The following is a 13,293-nucleotide window of genomic DNA, read 5'->3' as shown; positions in this document are numbered from 1 at the left end:
AAATGTACATAATATAAAGTGGCTGTTTTACTGAAACAAAAACTCAATGATCAATTTCCCCACAAATGCGGCCCCTCTCGCATCTACAAAAATGTTTGTCCTAATTTACCACTGGTTAATTGAACAGTAGAGAATGGCCGGATATAGTGCCCCCGCAGCGGCAAATTCCGCTGCCGTGATTAGCGTCCCGGAATTCAATAGAGCGCACGACCGCACAGGCGGTTACTATGTGCGGGTACAGTTACACCTGTGAAAAAGCAATGGTGGGCTGGACGGGGGCATCGAAAGATGCGCCGGGTTCTCTGTTGACCGGTTACGCTAACCTCGTTCAGCTCACCACCCTCTTGAGGTTAGCGTCTCTTGGTGGTGATTTTAAAGCCATCAACTGAGAGGTTGTCATCATGGATTCGACGACTAAAGCCCCTTGCCGCACAGTTTTTCTTCACCTGCCAGCATCACTGGCCGCCACTCTCCGGTCGGAGGTGCGCCATGTACGATAACTCGCCCCGCGAAGTGGAAGACCTGATTGATCATTGCCGTGCGTTCATTTACGCCGTTGTCGTGCTTGATCAACCCGCTGCAAAAGAAATACTCAATCTCGTCCTATGGCAGCAAATAGACCTGCTACATCAAACATATCATCAAGCCACCAGCGAGCCTCTTGAGGCCGAATAATCTCTAAATGTAAAAAGGCATCGTGAGATGCCTTTAAAGATTAAGAATCACTCCATCTCACTTCATTTGAGCACTTAACATACTAATCTCTTGATAGTTAACAAGATATAGATGCTCATTTATAACTTTAATTTTTTAAAGTAACTCATTGTTTTAAATTAAAAACAATCTATAATAAGCATTAATTTACCTATGAGTTCTTAAAGGAGGCAATCATGATTTTGAAGCAAAAACTGTTGCGCTCCATCGCCAACCGGAAAGGTATTGTTGTACTGCGTTCGGAGCTGGAACACTTGGGTAGCAAATCGCAAGTTAGCAAGGCATTGTCTGAACTCGTTAAAGAGGGCGTATTAATTCGGGTTAGCCTTGGCGTGTATGCAAAAACTCGATTTAACCGATTTGCGGGGAAAAGGACGGTAGCCGCACCATTTGAAACTGTTGTGGAAGAAACATTCAAAAAACTCAACGTGAAAGTCACTCAGGGCAAGGCCTTAGAGGATTATAACGCGGGAAGAACGACACAGATCCCAATGCAGCTCCAAGTCAGAACTCCAGGAAGGAAAATATCCAGAAACATCACTGTTTCGGGTAAAAATGTAAAATATGAAAAAACTTACGGATGAGCAAATTGCTGATATTCAGGATGCGGAAGCTGCGGGCCTGCTAAATGGCCTGCCAGCATTTGTCGCTGAAAAAGATGTGCATGTAACAGATGCATTGCGTGTATTAGCTAACTTGAATGTAGTGCATGAGGCACAGTTAAAAGGATTTGACCCTAGAAGTAAAAAATTACCTGTTGAGCCAGTAAATATAGAGCTTCCTGTCCGATTAGTGTTTGCTGGCGGTACTTGCTTATCGAAAGCTTATAACTTGATTAGTCGGATGTCAGAAGATATTGATATAAAAGTCATTCTTCCAGAGGTTCCGAACACCTATAAATTAAAAAATGAATGCTCATCTGATAAAGCAAGACTGAAAGATATTCATAAAAAACTGACAACAAAGCTAGAAGAACTAGGTTTCTACCTTACTGATAAAGAAGGTGAAAACCCTGAAATTAATGATAGGCACCGTCATTATAATGTTGATTTAAGCTATCAAGGGAATTTCAGTAGCGGTGTTTCTAACCCTCTGCGTAGCTGTATAAAAGTAGAATTAATAAATCGTCCCATTAATTTATCTACTGAGAAGTTAAAGATTAATTATCTTTATCAACAATTAGTAAATGGTAAAAGCTACCCTGATTTTGATATCGAATGTATCAACATATCCGAAACCCTTGCCGAAAAGGTCTTATCTCTTCTAAGACGATTTGCAATGTATTGTGCTGGCGTGAAGCAAGCCGAATTTGATGAGGCGCTAGTACGGCATATTTATGATGTATGGCGCATATACACAATAAAACCCAAAGCGATTAATGCTGCTGCTAGTATGTTCGGGCACTCAGTAAAAACTGATATGGAAGAATATTCACAGCAATTTCAGGCATTCGTTGATGACCCGTATAGTGTCCTGAGTAAAAGTCTTGATGTCATAAAAAATACTAAAGATGGGCAGGGTAAATGGTTGAACCATTTATACATAACGAGGCTTAGCCCACTGGTTTATTCGCAGGAACCACACTCCTATGAAGAGGCGTTGGCAAGTTTTGTCGAGGTAGCTAACCACTTACTCCGGGCCTTAGCTGAAAAGTGAATATATAGATGTTCACTAGGCGGCTATCAGACGAATTAATTGGAAATACACTCAGAAAAACATTCATCAGCCATATGGTTATGGTATCAACATGAAGTAATAGCGTGTCGAAAAATACCTTAAAAATGTACCTGAAAGTTATCCTCTTACGGGCCAGCATCAGCAGTGGCCCGTTTCAATTCAGCTCCCTAGACATCAAGCAAAAGTATTTGGGGGCATAAAAATACTGTCATTTTAGAGATGCTTTTCTGTAATGATGAATTAAAAGCGGGTAGAGTCACAGATGTTCCTATCCCCGACGTGAAAAACGTTAGGCGATAACTCAGCTCATGAATTTACATTTATTGGGTTCTGGTATTAGTTCACTAACTCTCTCGTATGGCTATATGTGAATTGTCTTGATGCCTGAGTCCTTGATTATGGGCGATTTATACTAATCTAAATCAATAAATCACCATAAAATCTTCAATAGTACTGATAATAAAGACATGTGCTTAAAAACAGTATTGACATCTGATGTAGAACACGTAGATTGGAATTTAACACCGGTGCAATTAGTAGCGAACTTTTTATTTAGCCGGTGTCCATGTAGCAGATTTAAAATAATGCGATAAAGGTCACGAAATATTTTTTTATGTGAGATTCGTTATGAGTTTACTTATAATTTACTCATGCGATGATGCTTTAAGGTCATGCAGTAAATCTTCATAATCGCATTTTGTGGACGACACGCGATGAGTTAAGGCTTTGTTGTTAATAGTAATGTTCGCGATTTGTGTACTTCAGTATGAGATCGAGAATATCGCGACGAAAGTAAAGCCACGTAACAAAGAGTATATATCGCGAGGGTGATGTACTAATTTAGTCAGTCTTATCAAACGCATGGCTAAATGTAATAAGTTGGGAATGTTACCATTCAGTTAATATATTGGAGGGCAGAGTTAGTTCTAAACGAAAATATTCCTGTAAAACATGTACATCTTTATAAACAGTACCAAGATAAGTATCACGTTATTAAGTTGATTAATGTTTAATTTTAAATGTGTAGTACCTTAAAAGCCCTGACTAGTGTAGTCGGGGCTTTTATTATTTTGGGGCCTGCCGCTGTTATGTCGAATAAAAATAGGGGGATGTATGGAGGTCAGGTTGGCGTCACCTGATGAAGCAGGTCAGTTATGGTTGGTAAGGAATAAGGCCATAAGGCATGGGTGTCGAAATGTGTATGATGAAAAAATATTGATAGCTTGGACACCGAACCAGATGCCCGAGGGATATCCTAAGGCAGTGGCGTGTAATCCATTTTTTGTTATTGATGACCCAGTTAGCCAGCTTGCTGTTGCCACTGGATTTTTAGATCTCTCATCCGCTAGCGTCGAAGCTATTTTTACATTACCTGAATTTGAAGGCCGCGGTATGGCGTCTTTGATTTTGACTGCCATCAAGCAAGAAGCAAAACTGCGGGGTTTTGCAAAGTTAACACTGGCCGCAACACCTAATGCATCGGTATTTTATGAAAGGAATGGATTTATACTCATTGGCGAGAGTTTTTATCCATCCCAGTTGGCGCAAGCCAATCTGAGATGTATGGATATGGTCTGTTATTTATAGTGTTGTGGGCCTGTTTTGATTTAATAAGCAGTCTCAAGAAATATCAGCAACAGAGGCTCTGGCAATTAACCTACCGGTCACTGCATGCCCTTCAGGAACAAAAATGGGATGCTGTTCAATTAGGCTGCGTATGCGTTGCAGGCAATTTTCTAATAACTGTTCTGTAGGATAAGAAATACAAGTTAGCGGCGGGTAAAGCAGTGAGGCTAGTGGAGAGTCTTCCAGACTTAGCAAAGAAACCTCCTGTGGTACGACAATGTTAAATTCACGCATCAGGCGCATAGCTTCAGCGGCATAGCTATCGCGTTTTACAATGATGACTGAATAACGGGTAAGGCTGTTAATCAGAGTCAGTAAGGCTTGCTCAACGTTATTTTTTGCGGCTAACAATAGCTGCCGGTTAAAAGGTAGTGAGAAGTTTTGCAGCACATTACGATAACCCTCCACCATCTGGAGGCTGGCATCATCATCTTCATTATCAATGAGTAACGCGATATTTCTATGGCCTTTACCAATCACGTATCGGCAGGCGCTTTCTGTCGCAAACGCATAGTCATAGCCGCGACTTTCTGCTCCGGTAACAGCAAACTGATCGAATGCAATGACGTTGTGCGGCGCGTTAGCGCTGAGTTTCCCCAATACGACGACAGCCACACATTGGTGTTGGAGTTCCTCGATAAACATTTGCTGTTCAGCATCGTCATTAACATACTGAACAATAAGTGTTTTATTGAGGTTTTTCATTGCACGGGACAACTGTGGCAACAGAATGGCAGAAAGCTGTGCTTCACAAGTCGGTAGTACAATGCCAACGTAGCTGGAAGTCTGGCTGGCCAGACTTTGGGCGGCAAAACTCGGGCGATAATTGAGTTGCTCGACAGCACGTAATACTGCTTCCCGACTTTCGTCGCGCACGCCGCGTGTTCCGGTAAGAACGCGCGATACCGTGGCTCTGGAAACATTGGCTAACTTGGAAACATCATCGATTGTTGGCATTGCGTCTTCTGCGTAACGATTTTCCCATTATAGTAGCATAAATAACCGAGATAATTGTTCACAGTGTTGCCACTCCTGGTTCTGCTATATCTGTTGATTTATCTGCAATATAGGCAGCCATGCAGCCCCGCGTACACCACTGGAGTCACCGAATTTAGCTTTCAGAAGAGTTGTGCGGCAATCACTTGAGAAAATATATTTCTTGATGACACTGGGCAAATCGTCGTAAAGACTCGCCACGTTAGATAAACCTCCGCCGATGACAATGGCATGAGGGTCTAGCGTATTAATAACAGCCGCAAGACTGCGGGCAAAGGCATCAATAAAATGATGGTAATGTGCCAGCGCGCGGGTTTTTTTTTCTTGGGCGGCGGAGATAATATCTTCGGCACTGAGTTGCGTGCGCCACTGTTGATTAAAACGGTGCGCAAAGCCTGTTCCTGAAATAAAACTTTCAACACAATTTTTCTGACCACAATAACACTGCTGCGCTATGCCATCTTGCTCCGTCATAAATCCGGGTAGCGGGTTGTGACCCCATTCTCCGGTAATGGCATTTGGCCCTGAAAGCAGTTTTTTATTCACCACGATACCGCCACCACAACCGGTACCCACTATTACACCAAATACTGTGTTATAACCAGAACCTGCGCCATCTACAGCTTCAGAAAGAGTAAAACAGTCAGCATCATTTGCGAGAAAAACCGGTTGTTTTAAATACTGAGTTAAATCCCCGGTTAAATCCTGGCCATTCAGTACCAGGCAATTACAGTTTTTAATTAAGCCACTTACTGGATCGATTGTGCCTGGTAGCCCAATACCGAGTGTAAATTTACCACTAGTTTTATTCTTTATTTCATTAATAAAAAAGAGCAGGTTATCCATAAAGCTTTGATAACTCTCTTTACGAGTTGGGCGGCGTTCACGTAGTTGTATTTCTCCATGAGAATCTAATAATACCGCTTCAATTTTAGTGCCGCCAATATCCAGTCCGAGATGAAACATATTAACCTCATAGAGAACTTCAAAAATGGTCAGAGAGGATATGCCTCTCTGACTTATAACATGACATTTGAACTATTATTGTCTGGAGCGGTAAAGGTCGATCAGTTCAGTCACTAATTCTTTTGCCAGGATTGACGTCATTAAATGATCCTGAGCATGAACCATTACCAGTGTCATTTTTGTTTTTCCTTCACCTTCATCAGCTTCAATGAGTTTGGTTTGTACCAAATGGGCCTGTTTGGCGTAATATCCAGCTTCTTTCATTTTTTCATCGGCATCAGCGAAGTTATTTTCTTTAGCGCTACGTAACGCTTCATAGCAAAGGCTTCGTGACTGACCGGCGTTAATAATAATGCCCATAACCTGTTCTTCTAATCCCATTAATGACCTCGGTGGTATCGTAATTGTAATTTATGCCGCGTCTGTTTGTGCGGTTGCATTGTGTTCTGTGGCTTTGTCTGTTTCCTGTTCCAATAACTGCTTTTCATAAGCCTTGAGGAAAGGGAAATACATAACAGCAGAGGTTGCCATGCAGATCAGGCACAAAATGACCGGGCTAAACGTCCAGTTGGCAGCCCATGAAGCACCGATTGGTGCAGGGGTTGTCCAAGGTGTCATTTGAACTACCCGGGAGACCAAATCAAAATCCAGTGCGAAGTAGGCGAGTGTGGCATTGACCATAGGCACGAGTACAAACGGAATAAAGAACAATGGATTCATAATGATAGGAGCACCAAACAAAATAGGCTCATTGATATTGAACATGCCAGGCACAATACCCATTCGGCCAATAGTGCGTAGATGAACTGCTTTGCTGCGCATGAGTAGCAATGCTAGTGGTAGTGTGGAACCCACGCCGCCAATAAGTAAATAGTGATCCCAGAATCCCTGCACATAGATGTGTGGAATAGCCTGACTAGCCGCCATTGCCGCCTGGTTTACAGACAGATTTGCCATCCAGAATGGGTTCATAATACCCGTGACAATCAGCGCGCCGTGAATACCGGCAAACCATAATACCTGGCAAACCAATACCGAGATTAAAATAGCAGGTAGGGTATCAGAGGCTGCAACCAAGGGTTTTACCAGCGACATAATAGCTTCAGGAATAATCATTCCCAATTGCGCTTCAATAAATAAATTAAGTGGATGCAGAGTCAGGATGACCGCCAGAACAGGAATTAAAATCTCAAATGAGCGAGCAACACCGGTTGGGACTTCAGGTGGCAGACGGATAGTAATATTATGGCGCTTGAGAACGGCATAAAGCTCAGTGGAATAGATAGCGACCAAAATAGCGGTAAAAATCCCCTGACCAGAAAAATAAGTCGTGGATATTTGTCCGTCTTTTAAGGGGGCAGCAACCAATAAGAATGCCATCAATGACAACATGCCCGAAGTTAAAGGATCGAGATTATGGTGACGCGCTAAACTAGCTGCGATCCCAACCGAAATAAATAGGGTCATGATCCCCATGCTGAAATTAAAAGGTAGCATTAGGCTGGCACGATGTTCTAATGAAAATTGCAACCAGGCGCGAGCAAATCGCCAAGTTGTATCCGGCGAGAAAGGGGGAAATATAAAAACTAACATGAATGAACCGACAATCATGAAAGGGAGTGCGGCAATAAATCCATCACGAATGGATGTAACATATTTCTGCTGGCCAATTGCGCCCGCCATTGGCGTGATTTTCTGTTCAATCACGTCGATTAATTTACTGTACAGAGAACCCATGGCTTATCCCTTATTTGTTATTATCAATTAGTGAAAGGGCAAAATCTAAAATCGCAGCACCTTTTTGCATTCCGTAATCCATCATATTGATGGGTTCGACTTTAATGCCGTATGCATTGGCTTTATTCTGTAGATCGCGTTGCATATATTTCACCTGTGGCCCTAATAAAACGACCTGATAATCTCCAACGTTCTGTTCAAACTCCACGACACCGAAAGCCTTAATATCAACTTCAAGATTTCTTTTCTCCGCTTCCTCAACCATTTTCTTCACCAACATGCTGGTAGACATTCCCGCAGAACAACAAAGCATGATTTTTTTCATGGGTAGCTCCGAAATAAATAACGACAGTGATAATGAGCGGACTATAGCCATGATGGAAATAAACGGAAAGCGCTTTCCGTTTATGGATCATTTAAATGTGAGCCTGATCACCAGATAGAGGCTTTCGCTTTGTTGTGATGTACGCCATCATCCTTCCATAAAACAGCCCCAGAAAGGTTCCACCATGAATATCCAGATCATGAATGTTGCCGTCGCCCTGATTGAGCAGCGCTTGACTCCCTTTGCCAATATGCTTACCCGCAACCATCACATCACGGCTATGCGCGATAGCTTTGCCCTGGCAATGCCCTTTGTGATCGTAGGTAGTTTGATGGTTCCTCTGATTTTCCCACCATTTTCTATCAATATTGATGGCCGCTTCGGGACGTGGTATTTGCTATTTCGGCCAATACTGATGCCTATCTTTGAACTGACATTAGGCCTGATTTCGTTGATTATTGCCTTTGGTGCCAGTGCCAGCTTGGCTAAGCAATATCGGCTACCTGAACGGCTTGCCGGACTCACCGGCTGCCTGGCTTTTCTGATGTTTATTGGGTTCAAAGAGGGTTCCGCACCCAATATATTTTTAAGTGGGATGGGGATGTTTACAGCTTTGTTCTCAAGTTTCTATTCCATTGAAATAATAAGGTTTTTCTATAGAAAAGGTTGGTGCATACGCTTACCTCAGGAAGTCCCCCTGATGACGCGTAATAGCTTTCAGTTATTGGTACCGCTATTGGTCATTATGTTATCCATTAGCGTGATGAATGCGCTATTGCAGTTTTCGACAGGAATGATGTTACCGAATCTGATCAGTGAAGCACTCCGCCCGTTAATCATTGCCTCTGATACCCTGACAGCTATTTTGATTTCCTTACTTATTTGCCAGTTATTGTGGTTTGTTGGTATTCACGGTGCACTGATTGTCACAGGTATTATGAACCCATTCTGGATGACATATTTAGTCGAAAATCAAGAAGCTCTGGCTAATGGTGTGACCCAGCTCCCCCATATTTATCTACAAGGATTCTGGGATTTTTACTTATTAATTGGCGGCATTGGCTCAACATTGCCGCTGGTTTTTATGGCGATGCGCAGCCGCTCCAGCCAGCTCAAAAGTGTTGGGAAAATTGGTTTGATCCCCTCGCTGTTTAATATCAATGAACCCATTTTATTTGGCTTTCCAATAATCCTTAACCCTGTATTTTTATTACCATTTATTGGTGTTCCAATGATTAATGCCTGCATTGCCTGGTATCTTACTCATCTGGGGGTATTGGATAGAGCGGTTGCTATGTTGCCTTGGTCTATGCCCTCACCCTTAGGTGCGGCATGGGCTGCGAACGGTAGTTGGAAAAACATGTGTATGTGTTTGTTTGCCATCTTCAACTCCTGGATGTTATATCGCCCTTTCTTTTGTGTATATGAAAAGCAACTTACTGATTTAGAACGTAAATAATTGATATTATTTTCTCGCCATCAATGTGCTTACCCATCGTCAGGGTCGGCACTCCCCGCTATCTACAACTAAAAATGCGACTCCAATCACAATTCTAAGGGGATTACTGGCGAATTTGTGACTTGATCCGGCAAAAACGGAAAGCGCTTTCCGTTTTTGGATGTACATTTCCATTTCTATTCCGTAAATTTCCCGACGCGTTATTCAGATGCTATTTCAATCAAAAAAAACACAAGGGAAATTATGAAAAGTCTGAACCAATTAATGCCTCTGTCTTTGCTCATTCTGATGGCTATGAGTCATCAGGCCAGTGCAGAAAAATATGATTTTGCATTACATGGTTATATTCGCTCCGGTATTTTGGCCAATAGCGATGGTAATCGTGTCGATTCTGTTGGTTTGATGCCTGATGGGAAATGGCGTCTTGGTAACGAAGATGATACGAAAATTGAATTAGTTCCGCGGGTTACGCTGACATCAGACTCTGGTGCAGTAGCCAAAATTCAGGCAAATATCACGCATCAAAGTAAATGTACCTCTGACTGGAACTGTCTGGATGAAGACGGCAAGGCGGTACAATTCCGTGAAGGTTATGTCGAAATGACTAACCTCGACTTTGCTCCTGAAGTGGCTTTCTGGGGGGGGAAACGCTACAGCAGCTCCAACACCTCCAGCCATCAGTTTGACTGGGAATATATTCAATACAACGGGACTGGGGGCGGGTTCGATAACTTGGACTTAGGCTTCGCACGTTTTGATGCCGGTATCTACGCCTTTACCCCAACCGATGAAAGCAAAGCATTCCCGGTGGATAAAAGTGATCAGGGTTATCCCGATGATTACTCCCTGAACCTATGGCTGAAGAAGATTGGTGGGTCACCCATTGACCTGGAAGTGGTCGGTCATCACATGAATAACAGCGAAAAACATGTTGATGCGGCGGAAAAAGGTTATGGCTTCACGGGTATTTATAATTTCGACGAATTCTATGGTATCGCTGGCGGCTATTCCAAATTCGTTGTGCAGTATGGGCGTGGGCTGGCTGCGGGAGATTCTTTGGGAAAGAACGGCTGGGGTTGGGCCAACCTGGAAGATACTCAATCCTGGCGAGTGGTGCTGGACGGGGTGGCCTCATTGGGTGAATGGGATATCGCCACCTTTGCCTACTACCAAAAAGATAAAAACTACCGTTGGTGGAGCAGCGATGAGAAAGGTTGGGGGCGGACAAGCTGGGTTGCCGGAGTTCGTCCTTACCAGCAAATTACCAAACACTTCGCAATGCAATATGAAGTGGGTTATGAGTATCTGGATGATGACAACTACAAAGGTGTTGATGGCAAAGGAAAAGGTGGCTTAACCAAAGTCACTATTGCCCCAACACTGACTTTCGATTCCGGCTTCTGGAGCCGGCCGCAACTGCGTATTTTTGCCACTTATGCCAAATGGGATAAAGGCGTATCTGATGCCCTTGATGGCAATTACAACTGGGACACCAATAGCATCAGCGCTGGAGGTTATAGCCGCAGTGGAAAAACCGACACGCTGAACTTTGGTATTCAAGCTGAAGTGTGGTTCTAAGGGGCAAATGATGGAAATTATCCAAAGAAAAATGCTGCTGCTATCCCTGTTATCAGCATTGGCAAGCGCGGGTGTGATGGCGGCTGAACAGTCTCATTTTGAGCACTTTATCACTCGTCAGGGCGCGCAGTTAATGGAGGGAGACAAGACCTTCCGTTTTGCCGGGATTCATGCGCCTGAATTACACCGCATTGAAGATGATGCTCGTGGCACCTGTAAAGCGGATCCGCGAGGGTGGGGGCAATATTTTAAATGGCCGACTGCTCAAGAGCAGGAAAATTGGATCAAGGCGATGGTGGCAACTGGTGCGAAAGCCCAGCGCGTCTACGTACTATCAGTTCAGCAGGAGAATGATAAAGACTGCGGACGTGAAACTCATATTCTGGCACCTTCCACACCGGATGGCATGCCACGGCTGAACGAAAAAGCGATGACGGTTTATGACAACATGATAGCCGAAGCTGATAAGCAAGGGTTGCGGCTTATCTTGCCGTTTATTGACCATTGGTGGTGGTGGGGCGGTCGTGAACAATTAGCGGCGTTTTATCACGAAAAACCCGAGGCATTTTACGATATTTCCAGCAAAACTTATCAGGCTTATAAAGATGTTATTCGTCAGGTTATTACCCGAACCAATACGGTTACTGGCCGCCCCTATTATGATGAAAAAGCCATTATGGCTTGGGAAACGGGTAATGAGCTGGAGGATACCAACGCGGCCTTTTTGCACGAAACGGCTGCGTGGATTAAAAATTTGGCTCCGCATCAATTAGTGGTCGACGGCACTTATAAGAAAATTAATGATTTCTCAGTTAATGATCCGAATGTCGATATTGTCAGCAATCACTATTACACCAACGCTGGCAACAACCACCCAGATCAGGTGACGAAAGACTTAACGGCTATCGGCGGCAAAAAAGTCTATCTGGTGGGCGAGTTTGGTCTGCTGGACAGCAGTGAACTGAATAGCATTATGCAGTCTATTGTGCACACCGATGTTAATGGTGCCAAGGCCGCGGGTGGCTTTATTTGGGGCTTCCGTGGGCATCGTCAGGATGGGGGATTTTACTGGCACAAAGAGTACACCGGCCACTACAGCTATCACTTACCAGGTTTCCCTGAAGGAAAGGCAAATCAGGAAATGGATGTAGTGGATCTGGTGCGCACCGCTTCTGCACAGATGTCCGGACTTGATACTGCCCCGTCATTGCCAGTACCCGAGGCACCAAAGTTACGTGATAGCCAATCACCATTCGCAATTAATTGGATGGGGGCCGCCGTTGGCCGTAGTTATGACGTAGAGCGTGCAGACAGTGAAAATGGCCCATGGAAAGTGGTAGGTCATGATATTTCTGACGGTATTCAGGCGTGGGACCCGGCCAAAATGGACTTGTTCCGCGATGATTATTCTGCTTTGACATTAGGTAAAACCTACTATTACCGCGTGGTAGCCAAGAACGAATCCGGTAAATCTGCTCCGTCCAATGTTATCAGCATTACCCATCACCAGAAAAATCAGGCTCCGGTTATTAAGCTGAATGATAAGGCGACGACCACGCAGGATAAGGGAATCGCTCTTGATGCTCGTTGGCAGGACGATAACTTGCCCGGCCAAGGTGTGAGTGTGAAATGGACGAGTAGCGGCAAGCGTCAGGCACATTTTTGTCACGATGATCAGGCTTCCACTCGTGTTTGGTTCCCAGCGGCAGGAAATTATTCACTGACTTTTACGGTGGATGATGGGTTACTGAAAAGCAGCAAAGTGGTTGAAGTTGCGGTGAGTAAAGCAACGGGTAAAGCGTCAGCGGATTACTGCAATTTTGTTAGCCCACAACTCGGTATTAAAGACGGCAAAGTGAAGGTGGTGAAGAGTGATGAAAACCAGCTCGCCACCGGAGACGATGGGTTCCTGGGGCCGTTTGTTAACGAAGGCGATAAAGTCACCTGGCGTATTAATGCGCCATGGGACGGTGCGTACAAACTGCATATTTTCTTTAATGGTAAATGGGGCGGTAAGAAAAACTCGATTCAAGTAAACAGTGATAATCCACTGCAAATTGAATTCCCGGAAACCGATGAAAAAGGTCAGGAAATGGTGGTGCCGGTACAACTAAAGCAGGGGGAGAATACCCTGGGTTTTGGTAAGTTTTCCGGTGACTGGGGCTATATGTTCATTAAGTCCTTGCAGGTGACAGCAGAATAGTTTTTTTCGCTG

At 44.0% G+C, this 13,293-nt stretch carries 12 protein-coding genes; 7 read left to right on the top strand and 5 right to left on the bottom strand.

Features of this window, described 5'->3' with window-relative positions; genetic code table 11:
- The first annotated feature begins 489 nt into the window (after positions 1-489).
- From FGL26_RS15295 to FGL26_RS15280, 4 genes are all read left to right on the top strand, one after another.
- The gene (locus FGL26_RS15295) at positions 490-675 is read left to right on the top strand and encodes a hypothetical protein (RefSeq protein ID WP_005174985.1); all 186 of its coding nucleotides are present in this window, start codon (positions 490-492) and stop codon (positions 673-675) included.
- 215 nt (positions 676-890) lie between these two features.
- A complete protein-coding gene (locus FGL26_RS15290; protein ID WP_005158289.1) occupies positions 891-1,298 on the top strand; it encodes a DUF6088 family protein in 408 nt (135 codons plus the stop codon).
- Entirely contained in the window at positions 1,279-2,370 is a 1,092-nt protein-coding gene (locus tag FGL26_RS15285) for a nucleotidyl transferase AbiEii/AbiGii toxin family protein (RefSeq protein ID WP_005174982.1), read from the top strand. The genes FGL26_RS15290 and FGL26_RS15285 overlap by 20 nt, the downstream gene beginning before the upstream one ends.
- Before the next feature lie 1,134 nt (positions 2,371-3,504).
- Positions 3,505-3,978, top strand: a complete 474-nt coding sequence (locus tag FGL26_RS15280; RefSeq protein ID WP_005174980.1) for a GNAT family N-acetyltransferase — start codon at positions 3,505-3,507, stop codon at positions 3,976-3,978.
- Positions 3,979-4,011: 33 nt separating this feature from the next.
- Here FGL26_RS15280 and FGL26_RS15275 read toward each other — a convergent pair whose 3' ends face one another.
- From FGL26_RS15275 to FGL26_RS15255, 5 genes are all read right to left on the bottom strand, one after another.
- Entirely contained in the window at positions 4,012-4,974 is a 963-nt protein-coding gene (locus FGL26_RS15275; protein WP_005174977.1) for a LacI family DNA-binding transcriptional regulator, read from the bottom strand.
- Between the two features lie 84 nt (positions 4,975-5,058).
- Positions 5,059-5,979, bottom strand: a complete 921-nt coding sequence (locus FGL26_RS15270) for an ROK family protein (protein ID WP_005174974.1) — start codon at positions 5,977-5,979, stop codon at positions 5,059-5,061.
- 75 nt (positions 5,980-6,054) lie between these two features.
- The gene (locus FGL26_RS15265; protein ID WP_005174968.1) at positions 6,055-6,360 is read right to left on the bottom strand and encodes a PTS lactose/cellobiose transporter subunit IIA; all 306 of its coding nucleotides are present in this window, start codon (positions 6,358-6,360) and stop codon (positions 6,055-6,057) included.
- 30 nt (positions 6,361-6,390) lie between these two features.
- Positions 6,391-7,716 carry a PTS cellobiose transporter subunit IIC gene (locus tag FGL26_RS15260; RefSeq protein ID WP_005174966.1) on the bottom strand — a complete coding sequence of 442 codons (1,326 nt, stop codon included), beginning with the start codon at positions 7,714-7,716 and terminating at the stop codon, positions 6,391-6,393.
- A gap of 10 nt (positions 7,717-7,726) precedes the next feature.
- Positions 7,727-8,041, bottom strand: coding sequence for a PTS sugar transporter subunit IIB (locus FGL26_RS15255; RefSeq protein WP_005174964.1), 315 nt, complete (start codon positions 8,039-8,041; stop codon positions 7,727-7,729).
- A 184-nt stretch (positions 8,042-8,225) separates the two neighbouring features.
- Here FGL26_RS15255 and FGL26_RS15250 point away from each other — a divergent pair, with 184 nt between their 5' ends.
- From FGL26_RS15250 to FGL26_RS15240, 3 genes are all read left to right on the top strand, one after another.
- Complete coding sequence (locus FGL26_RS15250; protein WP_005174962.1) at positions 8,226-9,500, top strand: PTS cellobiose transporter subunit IIC; 1,275 nt, start codon at positions 8,226-8,228, stop codon at positions 9,498-9,500.
- Between the two features lie 243 nt (positions 9,501-9,743).
- A complete protein-coding gene (locus FGL26_RS15245; protein WP_005174960.1) occupies positions 9,744-11,078 on the top strand; it encodes a maltoporin in 1,335 nt (444 codons plus the stop codon).
- 10 nt (positions 11,079-11,088) lie between these two features.
- On the top strand, positions 11,089-13,281 hold the full coding sequence (locus tag FGL26_RS15240) for a CBM35 domain-containing protein (protein ID WP_005174958.1): 2,193 nt from the start codon (positions 11,089-11,091) through the stop codon (positions 13,279-13,281).
- Positions 13,282-13,293: the final 12 nt, after the last annotated feature.

The organism is Yersinia enterocolitica subsp. enterocolitica, assembly GCF_901472495.1.
Classification (GTDB): Bacteria; Pseudomonadota; Gammaproteobacteria; order Enterobacterales; family Enterobacteriaceae; genus Yersinia; species Yersinia enterocolitica.
Note: the sequence above shows the minus strand (reverse complement) of the source record. Positions and strands in the feature narration are given on the sequence as shown.